The organism is Uliginosibacterium sediminicola (assembly GCF_039631295.1).
GTDB lineage: Bacteria > Pseudomonadota > Gammaproteobacteria > Burkholderiales > Rhodocyclaceae > Viridibacterium > Viridibacterium sediminicola.
This window is the reverse complement of the sequence record NZ_JBDIVE010000002.1, coordinates 76,813-94,527: the sequence shown is the minus strand read 5'-3', so window position 1 is coordinate 94,527 and position 17,715 is coordinate 76,813. Positions and strand designations below refer to the sequence as shown.

General features: G+C 62.1%; 17 protein-coding genes. 15 read left to right on the top strand and 2 right to left on the bottom strand.

All coding sequences use genetic code 11. The features are described 5' to 3' along the window. Positions 1 to 298: 298 nt before the first annotated feature. The 7 genes from flhD to ABDB84_RS04185 all read left to right on the top strand — a co-directional run bounded on the left by flhD (position 299) and on the right by ABDB84_RS04185 (position 7,420). Positions 299 to 613: a flagellar transcriptional regulator FlhD gene (gene flhD / locus ABDB84_RS04215; RefSeq protein WP_345918443.1), complete on the top strand. Its 315-nt coding sequence runs from the start codon at positions 299 to 301 to the stop codon at positions 611 to 613. Positions 614 to 623: 10 nt separating this feature from the next. After that, a complete protein-coding gene (flhC, locus tag ABDB84_RS04210; RefSeq protein WP_345918442.1) occupies positions 624 to 1,184 on the top strand; it encodes a flagellar transcriptional regulator FlhC in 561 nt (186 codons plus the stop codon). A 276-nt stretch (positions 1,185 to 1,460) separates the two neighbouring features. Beyond that, positions 1,461 to 2,318, top strand: a complete 858-nt coding sequence (motA, locus tag ABDB84_RS04205; RefSeq protein ID WP_345918441.1) for a flagellar motor stator protein MotA — start codon at positions 1,461 to 1,463, stop codon at positions 2,316 to 2,318. A 27-nt stretch (positions 2,319 to 2,345) separates the two neighbouring features. Continuing rightward, on the top strand, positions 2,346 to 3,383 hold the full coding sequence (gene motB, locus ABDB84_RS04200; protein ID WP_345918440.1) for a flagellar motor protein MotB: 1,038 nt from the start codon (positions 2,346 to 2,348) through the stop codon (positions 3,381 to 3,383). 28 nt (positions 3,384 to 3,411) lie between these two features. Next, positions 3,412 to 3,777: a response regulator gene (locus ABDB84_RS04195; protein WP_345918439.1), complete on the top strand. Its 366-nt coding sequence runs from the start codon at positions 3,412 to 3,414 to the stop codon at positions 3,775 to 3,777. 54 nt (positions 3,778 to 3,831) lie between these two features. Continuing rightward, the gene (locus tag ABDB84_RS04190; protein WP_345918438.1) at positions 3,832 to 6,243 is read left to right on the top strand and encodes a chemotaxis protein CheW; all 2,412 of its coding nucleotides are present in this window, start codon (positions 3,832 to 3,834) and stop codon (positions 6,241 to 6,243) included. A gap of 100 nt (positions 6,244 to 6,343) precedes the next feature. Next, positions 6,344 to 7,420, top strand: coding sequence for a hypothetical protein (locus ABDB84_RS04185; RefSeq protein WP_345918437.1), 1,077 nt, complete (start codon positions 6,344 to 6,346; stop codon positions 7,418 to 7,420). Between the two features lie 20 nt (positions 7,421 to 7,440). Here ABDB84_RS04185 and ABDB84_RS04180 read toward each other — a convergent pair whose 3' ends face one another. Continuing rightward, positions 7,441 to 8,832 (bottom strand): aminotransferase-like domain-containing protein, encoded by a 1,392-nt coding sequence (locus ABDB84_RS04180; RefSeq protein ID WP_345918436.1) that lies wholly within the window; start codon positions 8,830 to 8,832, stop codon positions 7,441 to 7,443. 369 nt (positions 8,833 to 9,201) lie between these two features. Between ABDB84_RS04180 and ABDB84_RS04175 the strand changes: the two genes are divergently transcribed. The 8 genes from ABDB84_RS04175 to ABDB84_RS04140 are packed head-to-tail and all read left to right on the top strand — an operon-like array spanning position 9,202 to position 16,191. Continuing rightward, positions 9,202 to 9,684: an MSMEG_0572/Sll0783 family nitrogen starvation response protein gene (locus ABDB84_RS04175; RefSeq protein ID WP_345918435.1), complete on the top strand. Its 483-nt coding sequence runs from the start codon at positions 9,202 to 9,204 to the stop codon at positions 9,682 to 9,684. A gap of 1 nt (position 9,685) precedes the next feature. Beyond that, entirely contained in the window at positions 9,686 to 10,732 is a 1,047-nt protein-coding gene (locus ABDB84_RS04170) for a Nit6803 family nitrilase (RefSeq protein ID WP_345918434.1), read from the top strand. Then, on the top strand, positions 10,647 to 11,765 hold the full coding sequence (locus ABDB84_RS04165) for an MSMEG_0568 family radical SAM protein (protein WP_345918433.1): 1,119 nt from the start codon (positions 10,647 to 10,649) through the stop codon (positions 11,763 to 11,765). The genes ABDB84_RS04170 and ABDB84_RS04165 overlap by 86 nt, the downstream gene beginning before the upstream one ends. Before the next feature lie 9 nt (positions 11,766 to 11,774). Continuing rightward, on the top strand, positions 11,775 to 12,380 hold the full coding sequence (locus tag ABDB84_RS04160) for an MSMEG_0567/Sll0786 family nitrogen starvation N-acetyltransferase (RefSeq protein ID WP_345918432.1): 606 nt from the start codon (positions 11,775 to 11,777) through the stop codon (positions 12,378 to 12,380). After that, positions 12,377 to 13,372 carry a sll0787 family AIR synthase-like protein gene (locus ABDB84_RS04155; protein WP_345918431.1) on the top strand — a complete coding sequence of 332 codons (996 nt, stop codon included), beginning with the start codon at positions 12,377 to 12,379 and terminating at the stop codon, positions 13,370 to 13,372. Before ABDB84_RS04160 ends, ABDB84_RS04155 begins: the two co-directional genes overlap by 4 nt. Continuing rightward, positions 13,362 to 14,561 carry an MSMEG_0565 family glycosyltransferase gene (locus ABDB84_RS04150; protein ID WP_345918430.1) on the top strand — a complete coding sequence of 400 codons (1,200 nt, stop codon included), beginning with the start codon at positions 13,362 to 13,364 and terminating at the stop codon, positions 14,559 to 14,561. Before ABDB84_RS04155 ends, ABDB84_RS04150 begins: the two co-directional genes overlap by 11 nt. Before the next feature lie 21 nt (positions 14,562 to 14,582). After that, complete coding sequence (locus tag ABDB84_RS04145) at positions 14,583 to 14,870, top strand: MSMEG_0570 family nitrogen starvation response protein (protein ID WP_345918429.1); 288 nt, start codon at positions 14,583 to 14,585, stop codon at positions 14,868 to 14,870. 40 nt (positions 14,871 to 14,910) lie between these two features. Next, on the top strand, positions 14,911 to 16,191 hold the full coding sequence (locus tag ABDB84_RS04140; protein WP_345918428.1) for an MSMEG_0569 family flavin-dependent oxidoreductase: 1,281 nt from the start codon (positions 14,911 to 14,913) through the stop codon (positions 16,189 to 16,191). A gap of 76 nt (positions 16,192 to 16,267) precedes the next feature. Here ABDB84_RS04140 and uxaC read toward each other — a convergent pair whose 3' ends face one another. Continuing rightward, positions 16,268 to 17,671: a glucuronate isomerase gene (uxaC, locus tag ABDB84_RS04135; protein ID WP_345918427.1), complete on the bottom strand. Its 1,404-nt coding sequence runs from the start codon at positions 17,669 to 17,671 to the stop codon at positions 16,268 to 16,270. Positions 17,672 to 17,715: the final 44 nt, after the last annotated feature.

The window sequence follows — 17,715 nt, the reverse complement described above, 5'->3', positions numbered from 1 at the left end:
CTGTCTAATGAAATAAATTTCAATAAAAACAAATTCTTAAAAGTTTTTTTAGAAATTTTCTCAAGCCGTCTCAAGGCCGGCCGATAGATTGCCAAGCAAGTGAAAATGCAGGCTTGCTCCTTCGTGTTAACCGCAGTGCGACCAACCCTTGTAAGACGGCTTCTTACACGGGGTGGCGTTCGCCTTTGTACATCATTTTCCGCCCCCCCCTGATAGGACCCTCGCGTTCTTCGGGGAACAATGCGTTCCATGGCGTATCAGCTCCTGATACGTGGGATGAAAAAAACGGGGGTCGAACATGGCAGCAAATATCAACGATGAGATCAGAGACCTGAATCTTGCCTATCTCATGCTCGCCCAGCAGATGCTCAATGCTGACCGCGAAGCCGCAATGATGAAGCTGGGCGTTGGTAGCGATGTCGCCGATCTGATCAGCAATCTGGCGCCGGGTCAGATCCTGCGTATGGCGGCCTGCGACATGCTCCTGTGTCAGTTCCGTTTTGACGACGTCCTGTTGCTCAACCTGTTGTCTAATCATGATCGCGACAATCAGGCCGCCCGTATCCATGCCACCATCCTCGCTGCTGCGCAGCCGGTTGGTCATCTCGCCTGAGGGGATTGCCATGCGCATGAAAAGTCTCGTTCAGGATGCTCGCGAAACCCAGCTGGCGATGAACATGATCGAACTGGGCGCGCGCATGCAGATGCTCGAATCCGAAACCGGTTTGTCGCGTGAGCGCCTGCTCAAGCTGTACAAGGAAATTCGTGGCGAATCGCCCCCCAAGGGCATGTTGCCGTTTTCGACCGACTGGTTCATCCCCTGGCAGCAAAACGTGCACGCCTCGCTGTTCATGTCCTTCCTCGGTTTCATCAATCGCAATACCGAGTTGCGCGGCCTGGATGCCACGCTCAAGGCCTTCCGCATGTATCGCGACCACACCGAGACCAATGATCTGGAGCAGGTGCTGAGCCTGACCCGGGCCTGGACTCTGGTGCGCTTCTTCGACGCCAAGATGCTGCAACTGGCCTGCTGCACCAAGTGCGGCGGCGGTTTTGTGGCCCACGCTTACGACCCGACGCAAGGCTATGTCTGCGGTCTTTGTCATATTCCGGCGCGTGCCGGCAAGGGTAAGCGTGCAGTAGGCCGTTCGGCCGCTAGCGACAGTTTGCAAATCGCGGTCTGATCCGGGTTTTCCCGAGCGATTCGACCGGTTTCACCGCTGACCTCCTTCCTGCGTTGCAGGGAGTTAGCCGCCGCCAGCATGTCTGGCGGCGTTTTTTTTTGCCGTTCGCGGATCATCATTTCTGCCTCTGGCTAGCACATGGCCTGCCATCAGCACTGCCTCGATTCGATTGATCCGCGCTTGTGCCTTAAGTTTGCGCGCGTGGAGCCGATACCCAACAGGGGATTGGATCAATCATTTCAGCCGATGTAGCTGCTTGTTCGTGGGGTCGAAGCGATGTTTCTGATTATTGGCTACGTCATCATTCTGGGGGCCGCACTGGGAACCTACTCGGTGCACGGCAGTCTGGCGGCCTTGTGGGTGCCGATGGAGTACATCGCCATCGTGGGTCTGACCATCGGCGGCTTTGTTGCCGGCAATGGCATCAAGGCGATCAAGGGCACGATTGGCGCACTGCCCAAGGTGTTCAAGGGCTCCGGTCTGAACAAGGCGGTCTACATGGACCTGCTGGCCATGCTGTTCGAAATCCTCGCCAAGGTGCGCAAGGAAGGCCTGATGTCGATTGAAGGCGACATCGAGAATCCCGACAGCAGCGCCATCTTCTCCAAATACCCCAAGCTGCAGCACAACCATCACGTGATGGAATTCCTGACCGACTATCTGCGCATGATGGTGGGCGGCAATCTCAATGCCTTCGAGCTTGAGAACCTGATGGATGTCGAAATCGAAACGCATCACCTTGAGGCGCACCAGGCACCGCACATCATCTCCAAGGTGGGCGATGCGACACCGGCCTTCGGTATCGTCGTCGCGGTGATGGGCGTGGTGAACGTGATGGGCTCGGTGGGTGAGCCGCCTGCAGTGCTGGGCAAGATGATCGGCGGTGCGCTGGTCGGCACCTTCCTCGGTATCCTTATTTCATACGGTTTTGTGGCGCCGATTGCCGGTCAGCTCGAACAGATCTGCGAAGAAGAAGGCAAGATCTACCAGTGCATGAAGACGGTATTGCTGGCCAGCATGAATGGCTATGCGCCGCAGGTGGCCGTGGAGTTCGGCCGCAAGGTCTTGTTCTCAACCGATCGCCCGGGCTTTGCCGAGCTGGAAGAGGACATCAAGAGCCGTAAGGGCAAGTGAGCGGACACGGCACTCTGAGACCCGATCATGGCGGATAACAATCAGCAGCCCATCGTCGTCAAACGCATCAAGAAGGGCGGTGGCGGCGCGCACGGTGGTGCATGGAAAATCGCCTATGCCGACTTCGTGACGGCAATGATGGCCTTCTTCCTGCTCATGTGGCTGCTCGGCTCGACCACGCAGGGTGACCTCAAGGGGATTGCCGATTTCTTCCAGAGCCCGCTCAAGCTCTCGCTCAACGGCGGGCGTGGCACAGGTGCTGCCTCCAGCCCGATTGAGGGGGGCGGCAAAGATCTGACTCGCGCTGTCGGTGACGTCGCCAATTCCAATTTCAAGGAAAAACGTTCGGCGGCCAAGGTCATGGTGACGCCGCCCGAGATGCAGCAGAAGGACAGTACCAAGTTCCTGCAAAGCGACGGGGCTGCGGCTTTGAAGTTGCAGATGACGGCCGAGGCCGAACGCATCGAGCGCAGCAAGATGCAGGAGCTGAAGGCGCGCATCGAGGCGATGGTGGAGGCCAGTCCGACGCTGCGCCAGATCAAGCGCCAGCTCTTGCTCGACATGACACCTGACGGCTTGCGTGTGCAGATCGTCGATGAGAAGAATCGGCCAATGTTCGACTCGGCCAGCGCCGAGCTCAAGTCCTACACGCGCGAGATCCTGCGCGCGCTGGCGCCCGAACTCAATCGCTTCGGCAATCGCCTGAGCATTGCCGGTCATACCGATGCTGCGCAGTTCCCCGGTGGCGCCACCGGCTTCACCAACTGGGAGTTGTCGGCCAATCGGGCCAACGCATGTCGGCGCGAGCTGGTACTGGGCGGCCTGGAGAGTGACAAGATCGTCCGCGTGACGGGGCTGGCGGCCACTATTCCGCTTGATCGCAATGATCCCTACAGCCCGACCAACCGGCGGATCAGCATTGTGGTACTCAACAAGCGTGCGGAAGATGTCTTGCTGCACGAAGGGCAAACGCCCGACACAACGGAGCCGCAGGCGCTGTCGCCTTCGGCTGACTCATCGGTGGTAGCCGGTGAGGCACCACGCGAAAAAACGCGTATCAAGTAATACACATGGCATTTACGCAGGAGGCAATATGGCAAAAACTGTTCTGACGGTCGACGATTCGGCATCCATTCGCCAGATGGTCTCATTCACCCTCAAAGGCGCAGGCTACGAAGTGCTCGAAGCGGTCGATGGCCAGGATGGCCTCGACAAATGCAAGCAGCGCGCGGTCGATCTGGTGCTCACCGACCAGAACATGCCGCGCATGGACGGCATCACTTTGATCAAAAGTCTGCGTGGTTTGCCCAGTCATCAGACTACGCCAATCCTGATCCTCACCACCGAGTCTTCGGATGCGATGAAGACCCAGGGGCGTGCGGCAGGGGCCACCGGCTGGTTGGTCAAGCCCTTCGATCCGCAGAAGCTGATCGAAGTGGTGCGCAAGGTCATCGGCTGAGTGCGGGCTTGCGTGTGCTGAAATCCAATATCTGTCGCGCTTCAGGGGTATGGCATGGCGATTGACATGACGCAGTTCTACCAGGTGTTCTTCGAGGAATCGGACGAGCATCTGGCGAGCATGGAATCCTTGCTGGTGGCGATGGATATCGCAGCACCGGATGAGGAGGATGTGAACGCCGTATTCCGCGCAGCCCATTCGATCAAGGGCTCCAGTGCGACCTTCGGCTTTGATGACCTCACCGAGGTCACCCATGTCATGGAGAGCCTGCTCGACCGCGTGCGCAACGGCCAGCAAGCGATGACCGACGCCATCGTCGATGCCTGCCTCAAGGCCGGCGATGTGCTCAAGAACCTGCTCTCGGCACACCGTGGTCAGGGCGTGGCCGATCATGAGGCGGCGCGCGCCGTGCGCGCACGCCTGGAAGCCTTGCTCAATGGTGAGACGATGGCGGCCAGCAGTACGCCGTCGGCAGCCTCTGCAGCGCCGCGTGCCTCACACGCCAAGCCCGCTCTGCCGTGTTTCCTGATCGATTTCCAGTTGCAATGTCTGCCCGATCGGCATGCTGTCCTGCTCGAAAGCCTGTTTAACGAATTGCGTGAGCAGGGGGAGCTGACGGTGCTGCGTGCAGGCAGCGACAGCGAGCCAAGCCAGATCCAGCTGCATACCAAGCTTGATGCCGACACCCTGCACAAGCTGCTCGAATACACCGTCGATGCCGAGACCCTGTGCATCCGCGAATCCGCGCCGGCACACATCGAGGCAGATACGTCTGCACCTGCGCCGCAGGAAGAGGCGGCTTACGGCTTCTTTGATGTGAGTGCCGCCAGTGTGAGCAAGGCGAGCACGGAGGAAGCATTCGGCTTCTTCGAACCCTTGCCCAAGGCTGAGGAGTCTTACGGCTTTTTCGAGCCCGTGCTGCCGAAAGAGGACGCCTATGGTTTCTTTGAGCCGCTCGCCAAACCGGAAGAGGCATATGGTTTCTTTGAGCCGCTGAGCAAGAAGGAAGAAGCCTACGGCTTTTTCGAACCCTTACCCAAGAAAGAAGAGGCTTACGGTTTCTTCGAGCCGCTGACGCCACCGAGCGCTGCAGCGCCGATCCGGCGTGAGCAGGAGGCCGGCTATGGCTTCTTCGACCTCAGCAGTCTGCCGGCCGATGCCGACAAGGTGCCACCGCCGGCCGCCGTGCTTCGCGCCATCGCCACACCCACCAGCGCGGCCGCAACGCCGCCCGCAACGCCGCCCCAGGCCTCAGCACCGACGCCTGCTGCCAGCGCCAATACGGATGCCGGTTCGATCCGCGTGGCCGTCGGCAAGCTTGATCAGATGATCAATCTGGTCGGTGAGCTGGTGATTACCCAGGCCATGCTGACTCAGGCTGCCTCGGGCGTGGATCCGGTGCTGTTCGAAGACTTGCTCAATAATCTCAACCAGCTGGCGCGCAATACGCGCGACCTGCAGGCTTCTGTCATGTCGGTGCGCATGTTGCCGATCAGTACGGTGTTCTCGCGTTTTCCGCGTGTGGTGCGCGATCTGTCGCAAAAGCTCGACAAGAAAGTTCAGCTGCTCCTCACCGGCGAACATACCGAACTCGACAAAACCCTGGTCGAACGCATCGCCGATCCGCTGACCCACCTGGTCCGCAACAGTCTCGATCACGGCATCGAAGCGCCGGCCGAGCGACTGGCTGCCGGCAAGGCCGAGCAGGGCACGCTGACCCTGCGTGCCTATCATCAGAGCGGCAATGTGGTTATCGAAGTGGCCGACGATGGCGGTGGTCTGCGGCGCGACAAGATTCTCGCCAAGGCCCGCGAACGTGGTCTGCGCGTCAGTGACAACATGAGCGATCAGGATGTCTGGATGCTGATCTTCGAGCCGGGCTTTTCGACGGCTGATGTGGTGACTGATGTCTCCGGTCGCGGTGTCGGCATGGACGTGGTGCGCAAGAACATCATGGCGCTCAATGGCCGTATCGAGATCGATTCCGCCGCCGGCCTTGGTACCCGCGTCACCGTGCGTCTGCCGCTGACGCTGGCAATTCTTGATGGCATGTCGGTGAGCGTCGGCGAGGAGCGTTACATCATTCCGCTCGACGCCATCGTCGAGTCGCTGCAGCCCGATGCCTCGATGATCAAGAGTATCTCCGGCAAGGAGTGCTTGCTCAGGGTGCGTGGCGAGTATTTGCCCATTCTCAGTTTGCGTGAGGCTTTCGGTGTGCCGGGGAATGATCCGGCACATACCGACGGCATTCTCGTGATCATCGAGAGCGACGGCGTCAAGGCGGCGGTCTTCGTCGAACAGCTCAATGCCCAGCACCAGGTGGTGATCAAGAGTCTGGAAGCCAATTACCGCCGCGTTGCCGGGGTTGCCGGTGTCACCATCATGGGTGACGGGCGTGTCGCCTGCATCGTCGATGCGGCGGCGGTGGTGGGCATGGCACGGCGCACCCTGGCCAACGCGGCCTGATCGGTCCGCATCCCCGTTCGTCTGTTGCCACGTGCCGCGTCCTTGCACGCGGCACGTGGCAGCTCTGTTAGGCTCGCGTTTTCATCGACGAGGTGCGAGCGTGGCAAAAGCCTTGATCAAATACGCGTTGACAGCGCTGCTGCTGTGTACCGGGCTTGCCGGCGCGCAGGCCCAGGAGTCGGGCAGTTCGGCCGCCCGCAAGGCGGTGCCGAAGATTCAGGATGGCTGGCTGGATGTGCGCGCTGGCGAGGGGCAGGGGCGGCTGCCGATCCATGTCAGTCGCGACTGGTCGCAAGCGCAGCCTGCGGTTCGACGTGCGCTGATCGTCGTCCATGGCATCACGCGCGATGACTTGCTCGCCGGCGAGCGCGCCGCGGCCAAGGTGCCTAGCGCTGCGGACGATGCAATCATCATCACGCCGCAATTCCTGATCGCCGAGGATGTCGCCGCCCACCAGCTGCCCGAGCTGACCCTGCGCTGGGGTGTCGATGACTGGAAGGCCGGCTTCAAGGCGCAGGCGCCTGCGCCGCTGAGTGCCTACGCGGTGATGGACGCCATTTTTGCGCGTCTGCTCGATCGCCAGCTGTTCCCCAATTTGCAGAGCATCGTCCTCGCCGGACATTCGGCGGGCGGGCAATACTTGCAGCGCTACGCCTTGTTCGGCCAGGGGAGCGCCTTGGTCGATCAGGCTGGCGTGCGACTGCGCTACGTGGTGGCCAATCCCTCGTCTTATGCTTACGCCAATGATCTGCGGCCTCTGGCTGCTGGCGGCTTTGCGGCGGCGGATGCGAGCCAGTGCGAGCGCGTCGATCGCTGGCCGTACAGCTTGAGCGCGAATCTGCCGGCGTACGCACGCAAGCCGCTGGATCCGGCCGCGCTGATGCGCCGCTATCTCGCGCATGATGTGATCTACCTGCTCGGCGAAGAGGACAAGGATCCGCATCACCCGCAGCTCGATAAAAGCTGTGCGGGCGAAGCCCAGGGCGATTCGCGCTTGCAGCGCGGGCGTTACTACTTTGCTTACGCGGCGCAGTTCCCGCGCGACGCTGCTTTCAAGCAGCGCTTGTTCATCGTGCCCGGCGTGGCGCACAACAGCACGCGCATGTTTGGCTCAAGCTGTGGTCTGGCGGCCTTGTTTGACGAAGGCCGTTGCACGACCGAAGTTGCGGCGCCCTAGACTGAGGCTTTAAACCCTTCTCACAACATGGTTGCATGCGGATGCAGGGGATGCGTCAGCGTATCGGCAATCAATCGCAACGCAGTCTCGCACGCAAATTTTCCACCGGGGCCGCCCAGGCATATGCGAACAGCGTTGGGCGGGTTGGCATCGGTGCTGAAAGCCGCGCTGGCGACGACGCCTACGCCTTGTGTGCGCAGGTAGGAGGCGAATTCGACCACGTTCCAGCTCTCCTCGACGGGCAGCCACAAATGAAAACCCTCGGGGTGGCTGCTGTGGGCGTAGCCTGCCAACAGTTCGTCCGCCAGCGCCTGGCGTGATTGGCATTCTTGTCGGATCGCCGTGAGCACCGCCTGTGCTGTGCCGTCGTTGATGGCGCGTGTTGCGATGGCTGTCGTCACGGGTGAGGCCATCACGGTCGTGGCGCGTAGCGCGCCCGCTAGGCGCTGCGCTTGGCGTGGCGTGGGTGAGCGTACGAACGCGGTGCGCAAGCCGGCGCCGTAGCACTTGGACATGCCCGAGATGTAATAGGTCAGCGCTGGCGCGAGTGTGGCCAACGCGGGAACTGGTTTCGTTGGCAGCATGCCATAGGCGTCGTCTTCGATAATCGGAATGCTGTAATGCAGGGCGATGTCAGCCAAGGCTTCGCGACGTTGCAGGTCCAAGGTTTGCGTGGTCGGGTTGAGCATGGTGGGATTGAGGTACAGCGCCTTGGGTGAGAGCGTCTTGCAGGCGTCTTCAAAAGCGCGCACTTTGACCCCGCCATGATCCATCGGCAAGCCAAACAGCTTGACGCCCAGTTGCGCGGCGATGGCCTTGATGCCTGGATAGGTCAGCGACTCGACGCAGATCATCTCGCCGGGGCGCGCCAGCAATGACATCAACGCCGCCAGAGCGCTATGAATGCCGGGGCAGATGAGAATTTCTTCGCACTCGGCATCGGGAATGAATTCACGCAGCCACTTGGTGGCGACCCGCCGGTCGGTCGGCGTGCCACCGAAATCCTGATAGCGCAGCAGCAGATTGATGTCGCAGTCGTGCAGCGCGGCAGCTGCGCTGTCGCTGATACGCGACAGCAAGGCCGGGTCTTCAATTTCCGGTGGCAGATTCATCGTCATTTCGGCGCCACTGCCGCCGCGCAAAGGCAGGGTCGGGCTGCTGCCCAGTGCAAAGGTACCGGACCCCGTACGGGTATCGATCAGGCCACGCTTGCGCGCCTCGGCATAGCCGCGTGCGGCGGTCGTGTAGTTGATGCCCAGCATCTGAGCGAGCTCGCGCAACGTGGGTAACTGGTCGCGTGGGCTCAAGCGCCCGACGCGCAGGTCCTCGGCGATGAGGTCGGCAATCATCAGATAACTGGGTTTGTTGGCTTCGGCGATCTGTTTGATCCAATGCTGTTGCGGATTTTTCATGGTTTGGGGAAGCGTAGAGCGGCTTGTCTCGTATTGATTGCATGAAATTCTGACATTGATTGCATTTTCTTGCTGAAGATTCGTCGGATAGCACGCTGCTTGGCAATTCTTTGGTTTGATCTGCATCAAGTCGGTGCCGCTGGGCTGCTTTTTTGCACCATAACGAATAGTCGTGATATCGCGGTATATCGCCGTGTTTTGGCGTATTAAGAAGCCATCAGAATATTTTCATGGTCGGCCGATACTCCACTCTTGGATGATTGCATATTGATCGCATGATGATCTGAAATTGATGGCACGGTTGCTGCAATGCTGTGGCAGAGCAGGCTGCATGTGCGGCAGGCCCAATCCATCAACAGGAGAACTAACATGCCGGTAGTGACCAAACCCGCCCACCAGAAAGGCGACTTCCTCGTCAATTACGAAGAGAAGGTGTTTGAGGACGTGAAAGCCGAACCCGGCGAAAAAGCGCTGGTGACTTTTCACACCGTGGCCTTCGAAGGCTCCATCGGTTTCGTGAACCTGCTGCAGGCCACGCGCCTGCAGCGCAAAGGCTTCGAAACCTCGATCCTGCTCTATGGCCCGGGCGTGACCCTGGGTGTGCAACGCGGCTTCCCGACCCTGGGTGACGAAGCCTTTCCGGGCCACCTCAACTTCAATAAGCAGATCACCAAGTTCATCGAGGAAGGCGGCAAGGTCTATGCGTGCCGCTTCGCCCTGCAGGCGCTTTACGGCCATGGCGAACCCTCGCTGATCGAAGGCATCCGCCCGATCAATCCGCTCGACGTGCTGGACCTGGTGCTGCTGCACCGCAAGTCCAATGCCTTCATCCTCGACACCTGGACGCTCTGACATGCCGGCAGCCTCCGTCATCCGTGCCGCAGCGGTCCAGATCACACCCGACTTCGAGCAGCCCGAGGGCACGCTCGCCAAGGTGTGTGCAGCCATCAATGAAGCGGCAGGCAAGGGCGCGCAGCTGGTCGTCTTCCCCGAGACCTTCGTGCCCTACTACCCCTACTTCTCCTTCGTGAAGCCGGCGGTGGCGATGGGGGCCGATCACCTGAAGCTCTATGAGCAGGCGGTGGTCGTGCCCGGCCCGGTGACCGAGGCCGTCGCGGCCAGCGCGCGTGCGCTGGGCGTGGTGGTCGTGCTCGGTGTCAATGAGCGCGACCACGGCAGCCTCTACAACACGCAACTGGTGTTCGACGCTGATGGCTCGCTCAAGCTCAAGCGCCGCAAGATCACGCCGACCTACCACGAGCGCATGGTGTGGGGGCAGGGCGATGCCAGCGGCCTCAAGGTGGTCGACACCGCCGTCGGCCGCGTCGGCGCGCTGGCCTGCTGGGAGCACTACAACCCGCTGGCGCGCTATGCGCTGATGACCCAGCACGAAGAGATCCACTGCAGCCAGTTCCCCGGCTCCATGGTTGGGCCGATCTTCGCCGACCAGATCGATGCGGCGATCCGCCATCACGCGGCCGAATCCGGCTGCTTCGTGGTCAATGCCACTGGCTGGCTCAGCGATGCGCAGATTGCCGCCATCACACCCGACCCGGCCATGCAGCGCGTGCTGCGTGGTGGCTGCCACACGGCCATCGTCTCGCCCGAAGGCGTGAACCTGGCACCACCCTTGCGAGAAGGTGAAGGCATGGTGATTGCCGATCTCGACATGAAGCTCATCACCAAGCGCAAACGCATGATGGATTCGGTCGGCCACTACGCGCGCCCCGAACTCCTCAGTCTGCACATCAATGCGCAAGCCGCTGCCACCGTCAGCCCCATGCACGGCACAGCCCTCAATCCGGAGTACAGCTATGACCACACCGAGCCCCACAGCGCCGAACGAAGCGACGCGCCAATTGATGACCGAGCTGCAGTCCTGGGGATTAAGGCTGCCTGACCCCGATGCCGGCGCCGCCAGCCGGCGCGGTGGCGCAGGGCCGTCCGATCACAAGGCGGTGACCGTCGACGGCCACACCATCATGGTACCGGTGCACACCGGCAGCGCTTCGGCCTCGCCCTTCCACGCCGACGCGGCAGACGCCAGCGGTCGCATCACGCTCAAGCGCGCCAGCATCCCGATTGCGAACATCGCCTTTCCGAAGCAGCCGCGCTTCTATGCGCTGCAGACCTTCGACGGCGTGCCCTATGCGCATATCGCTACGCTGCACAGTTCCGATGTACTGGCGACCACCGTGCTGCAGAACTGTATTCGTTACGAGCATCGCGATTCGGCCTGCCAGTTCTGCGCCATCGGTCAGTCGCTCGCGGCCAAGCGCACCATCGCCCACAAGACGCCCGAACAGCTCGCCGAAGTCGCCCGTGCGGCCGTGTTGCTCGATGGCGTCAAGCACATGGTGCTCACCACCGGCACACCGCCCACGTCCGACCGCGGCGCGCAGATCCTCTGCGACAGCGCCTTCGCCATCAAGGCGGCGGTTGATCTGCCGATCCAGGGTCAGTGCGAGCCGCCCAATGACGACAAATGGTTTGCGCGCATGAAGGCTGCCGGCATCGACACCCTGGGCATGCACCTCGAAGCGGTCACGCCCGAAGTGCGCTCACGCATCATGCCGGGCAAGGCCACGGTGTCACTGGCGCGCTACATGAAGGCCTTCGAAGCGGCCGTCGCCGTGTTCGGGCGTGGCCAGGTGAATACCTACATCCTCGCCGGGCTCGGCGACACGCGCGAGGCGATTCTTGAGATGAGCGAAAAGCTCATCGCGCTGGGCGTCTATCCCTTCGTGGTGCCCTTCGTGCCCATCAGCGGCACGCCACTCGAAAACCACCCGGCACCGACGCCCGAATTCATGCGCTCGGTGCTCGAACCACTCGGCGCCATGCTGTCGCAGGCAGGGCTGCGTGCCAGCGAGATCAAGGCGGGCTGTGGCAAGTGTGGCGCCTGCTCATCGCAATCGAAGTACGAGAAGTAGGGAGGCGCCATGTTTGCCGAAACCATCGACTTGCCGACCGCCGACACACTGTACGACGAGTTCTGCGCCCTGCGCCACGACACCTTCTCGCCGACCGAATTCCGCATCAAGTGGGTCACGCAGGACTGGGAAGCGCGTGAGGCCTACGGGCTGCGCCGCGCCGTGTTCTGCGTCGAGCAGGGCATCTTTCTGGGCGACGACCGTGACGCCATCGACGAGCGCGCGCAGCTGCTGGTCGCCACGCTATGCATTGCCGGCATGCCGGAGCAGGTGGTCGGTACGGTGCGCATCCACCGTGAGGAAGAAGATGGCTTGCCGAATCTCTGGTACGGCTCGCGCCTTGCCGTGCACGCGGCATTTCGCAATCACGGCAAGCTCGGTGCCACGCTGATCCGGCTCGCCGTCAGCAGCGCCCACGCGCTCGGTTGCGAGACTTTCCGCGCCCACGTGCAGAGCCAGAACGTGCCGCTGTTCCGCCGCCTGCACTGGAACGTGATGGGCGAAGAAACCCTGCTCGGTCGCCCGCACACGCGCATGCAGGCCGACCTCGCGCACTACCCGCCCTGCCACGATCCGGCCAGCGGCTTTGTCACCCTGTCGCGAGTCGTGAGATGAATCTGCAGGAACTCGTCGACGTCCTGCGCGCGAGTCGCGGTTTTGCGCACAAGCGCGACATCGGCGACATCGTCGGTGCGCTGGCGCAAGCCCTGCCCGGTGGCGCGCAGGACATGAAGCAGGCCGTCGCCAACGGTGACGATTGCGCAGCGATTGCCGACGCCGATGGCTACCTGCTGCTCGCCATCGAGGGCATGACCGAAGACTTCGTCGCCAGCATGCCCTGGTTCGCCGGCTACAGCGGCGTGATGGTCAACATCAGCGATATCGCAGCGATGGGTGGCCGCCCCATCGCCGTAGTCGACGCGCTGTGGAGCAAAGGCATGCAGCCGGCTGACGAGGTGCTCAAGGGCATGGCTGCCGCATCGGCCGCCTATGGCGTGCCCATTGTCGGCGGTCACAGCAACAAGCGCAGCGAACGCGGCCAGCTCGCGGTGGCCATACTCGGCCGTGCGCAAAAGCTCTTGAGCAGCTTCAACGCGCGGCCCGGCGACACCCTGATGATGGCCATCGATCTGCGCGGCGCCTTCGAAGAACCCTACCCCTGGTGGAACGCCTCGACGCGCGCACCAGCCGCCCGCCTGCGTGGCGACATCGCCCTGCTGCCACAGCTTGCCGAGCAAGGCCTGTGCGACGCTGCGAAAGACATCAGCATGGCTGGCGCTCTCGGCACCGCACTGATGCTGCTGGAGTGCTCGCAGGTCGGCGCGCATATCGACATCGATGCCATCCCGCGCCCCACTGGCGTACCGCTGCTGCGCTGGCTCACTGCCTTCCCCAGCTTTGGCTATGTGTTCAGCGTGCGACCACAGCACGTGGCGGCCGTGCAGGCGCTCTTCGACGCGCGCGAGATTGCCTGTGCCGCAGTCGGCGAGGTACGCAGCGGTTCGCAAGTCAGCCTGCAGCAGGCCGACGAGCAGGCGCTGCTGTGGGACTTTGCTCAGGACGCTTTCATTACAGCCAGCAAACGGGAGCACGCCCATGCGTCGTGAAACTGCGCCGCGCCGCTTGCGCATCGCCCTGCTGACGCATTCCGTCAATCCACGCGGGGGCGTGGTGCACAGTCTTGAACTGGCGCAGGCCCTGCATGCAGCCGGTCACGACGTCACGCTGATGGCGCCCGCCGAGGCCGGCCAGACGCTGTTCCGCACAGTGCCTTTCCGTGTGCAGCGGGTGCCTGTCGAGGCGGCAAACAGTGGCGTGGCCGACATGGTGCGCACGCGCATCGCGGCCTATGTGCTGCATCTTGAACGCGTGCTGGCGCGCGAGTTTTTCGACATCTTCCATGCGCAGGACAGCATCAGTGGCAATGCACTGGCCGAGCTGGTGGATGCTGGGCGCATCGACAGCTTCATCCGCACTGTGCATCACCTCGATCACTTCAATGACGCGCAACTCGCCACCTGGCAAACGCGCGCCTGGCGATCTGCCGCGCAAGTGCTGTGCGTGAGCCAGACCTGGTGCGAACAGATGCGGCGCGAGCATGGCGTGCAGGCGGAGCTGGTCAGCAATGGCGTCGACACGCAGCGCTTCGTGGCGCAATCGGACGCGTCAGATCGAGCGCTCGCTGAACGACTGGGGCTTGCGAACAAGACCGGGCCAGTCTTTCTCGCCGTCGGCGGTATCGAGGAACGCAAGAACACGCAACGCATCCTGCAAGCCTTCATTGAGGTGCAGGAGAGCAAGCCCGGCGCACGACTGCTGATCGCTGGCGGCGCCAGCCTGCTCGACCACAGCCGTTATGGCAGCGACTTCCATGCCCTGCTGCGCGATAGTGGCCTGCCCACATCGGCGGTGCAATTCACCGGCGTGATGGCCGACGAGGACATGCCCGCGCTGTTCCGCCTCGCCGATGTGCTGATGCTGCCCTCGCTGCGTGAAGGCTTCGGCCTCGTCGTGCTCGAAGCGCTGGCCAGCGGCACGCCAGTCGTGGTGTCGCACATCGCGCCCTTTACCGAATACCTGAGCGATGCGCTGTGCCACTGGGCCGATCCGCTCGACGCGCAATCAATCGCCAGCGCCATGCGCACCGCCAGCGCAGCCACGCGCGGCCCGGCACTGCGCGCCGAAGCGCAGCCGCTGCTTGATGCGTTCAGCTGGCAGGCGAGCGCGCGTCGTCATCTCGACCTCTATGAACAGAGTCTGGTGCAGCGCGCCCGGCTCCAGCCCGAACTGAACTGAACTCCAACACGAGAGAAGCCCATGCCCGTCATGCATTTCCGCGTCCGCCTGCCGGACAGCACCGAACTGAACTGTTATTCCCCCTCGCTGGTGATCAAGGATTTCCTCACCCCCGGCACCCGCTACCCCATGGCCGACTTCATGTCACGCAGCCGCGAAGCGCTCAACATCGCCTCGGAGCGCGTACGTGCCAAGTACGGCTACGCCTGCTCGTCAGCGATGGATCAGCTCGCCGAACTGGAAGCCCACGCCCAACGCTTCGCCAATCTGCCCGATGCGCAGGTTGAAGTACTCGGCTTCGAAGAGTGAGCCACGCCTCACCAATACACCCCAGCACAGGATCCACACCATGAACCCCAGTACACCTCACCACAATGTCATCATCATCGGTGGCGGCCAGGCCGGTCTGTCGATGAGCTGGTACCTGCAGCAAGCCGGCATCGATCATCTCGTGCTCGAAAAGAAGAGCCTCATGCACAGCTGGCGCACCCAGCGCTGGGACACTTTCTGTCTCGTCACGCCCAACTGGCAGTGCGCGCTGCCGGGCTATCCCTACCAGGGCGATGATCCGCACGGCTTCATGGTCAAGGATCAGATCATCGAATATCTCGATGGCTTTGCGCGCCACGTCAATGCCCCCGTTCGCGAAGGGGTGAGCGTGCAGCGTGTCAGTTCGCGTGCTGAGGGCGGTTATCGCGTGCAGACATCCAGCGGCGAATTCACGGCCGACCAGGTAGTGGTCGCCTCGGGCGGCTATCACCAGCCCATCGTGCCGCGCATGGCCGAGCGCCTGCCGGAGTCGATCACGCAGATTCATTCCGAGCAGTACCGCAATCCGCAGAGCCTGCCTGCAGGCGCCGTGCTCGTCGTTGGCTCGGGGCAGTCAGGCGCGCAGATCGCCGAAGACCTGCATCTGGCGGGTCGCAAGGTCTATCTCTCCACCGGTGACGCGCCGCGCTGTGCGCGCTTCTACCGCGGCAAAGACGTGGTCGACTGGCTCGCCGACATGGGTTACTACGAGATGCCGGTCGAACAGCATCCGCTCAAGGAAGGCGTGCGCGACAACACCAATCATTACGTCACGGGCCGCGATGGTGGCCGCGACATCGATCTGCGCAAGTTCGCCCTCGAAGGCATGGAGCTGTTCGGCCGCCTCGAAGACTTCGATGGCACGCAGTTGCGCTTCGCCGAAAATCTTGCCGCCAACCTGGAGCATGGCGACAGCATCTACAACGGCATCAATGCCAGCATCGACAAGTACATCGCGAAGCAGGGCATCGACGCACCGGCCGGCAGTGTCTATGTGCCGGTGTGGCAACCCGCCGCCGAACGCGCTGTGCTCGACCCTGTCGCCGCCGGCATCACCAGCATCGTCTGGTGCATCGGCTTCACGCCCGACTTTAGCTGGGTCGATCTGCCGGTGTTCAACGGTCGCGGCTACCCCGGCCATGTGCGCGGCGTCACGCGCCAGCCCGGCCTCTACTTCCTCGGCCTGCCCTGGTTGCACACCTGGGGGTCTGGACGATTCTCTGGCGTTGCCAGAGATGCACAGTTCCTGGCGGGGAAAATCGCAGCAAGCTTGCTCGAAGCCGAGAAAACAGATTCTGATGCGGTGCTGAGTGTGGCTTAGGTGAGCGGAAGGGGGCTGCTGTGCCAACAAAAAGCCAGCCCGAGGGCTGGCTTTTTTTGCGGCGGCGAGGCGCGGATCAGAGTCCGAAGTAGCGGTCTGCGTTGTTGTAGCAGATGTCGCTGACGATCTTGCCGAGCAGCTTGTAGTCCTGCGGGTACTCGCCATTTTCAACCCAGCCGCCGATCAGATTGCAGAGGATGCGGCGGAAGTATTCGTGGCGGGTGTAGGACAGGAAGCTGCGCGAGTCGGTGAGCATGCCGACGAAGGCGCCGAGGTTGCCGAGCTGCGACAGCGCGGTGAGCTGGCGCGTCATGCCGTCCTTCTGGTCGAGGAACCACCAGCCGGAGCCGAACTGCATCTTGCCGACGACCTTGCCGTCCTGGAAGTTGCCGAGCATGGTGGCCAGCACTTCGTTGTGGATCGGGTTCAGGTTGTAGAGCACGGTCTTGGGCAGCAGGTCGTCGCCGTCGAGTGCGTTGAGGAAGGCGGAGATCTTGGCCGAGATCAGGTCGTCAGCGATCGAGTCCCAGCCGGTGTCCGGGCCGAGGCGGTTGAACATGCGCGTGTTGTTGTTGCGTTGCGCGCCGATGTGCAGCTGCATGGCCCAGCCGCGTTGCGCGTACTGGCGGCCGAGGAAGAGCATGATCGCAGTCTTGAACTTGTCGGCGTCTTCCTTGCCGATCACTTCATTGTTCATGGCACGCGACAGGATCGTCGTCAGCTCGCTGTCGGAGGCCGGCGAGAAGAAGGCGATATCGATGGCGTGGTCAGACAGCTTGCAACCATGTGCTGCGAAGTAGTCCAGACGTGCGCTGAGCGCCTGGGTGAGCTCGCCGAAATTGTTGATGGCGACGCCGGAGACCGTGGCCAGCTTGCGGATGTAGTCCTGGAAGCCGGCGCGGTCGATGTTGAAGGATTTATCCGGGCGGAAGGTCGGCAAGACTTTGACCGAGAAGCCGGAGTCGGCTGCAATCGCCTTGTGGTAAGCCAGGTCATCGACCGGATCATCGGTGGTACAGACCACGCGCACGTTGGAGCGCAGCATCAGGCCGCGTGCCGACAGCTCGGGCTTGCCGATCTGGGCATTGCAGACTTCCCACAGCTCATCGGCGGTATCGGCGCTGACCAGGGTTTTGGTGCCGAAGTAGCGTTGCAGCTCCAGATGGCTCCAGTGGTAGAGCGGGTTGCCCACGCCCATCGGCAGCACGCTGCAGAATTTGCGGAACTTCTCGATGTCAGGCTGATTGCCGGTGACGAAATCCTCGGTCACACCGGAGGAGCGCATGAAACGCCACTTGTAGTGGTCGCCGCCCAGCCAGATCTCGGTGATGTTGCGGAACTGCTTGTTGTCGGCCACTTCCTGCGGCGGCAGGTGGCAGTGGTAATCGATGATGGGCTGATGCTCAGCGAACTCGTGATAGAGCTTCTGTGCGGTCGGTGTTTCGAGCAGGAAGTGCTCGTCCATGAAAGTCTTGGCCATTGTTTGTCTCCTGAAACATGCGTGATGTCTGACTAATTATAGCA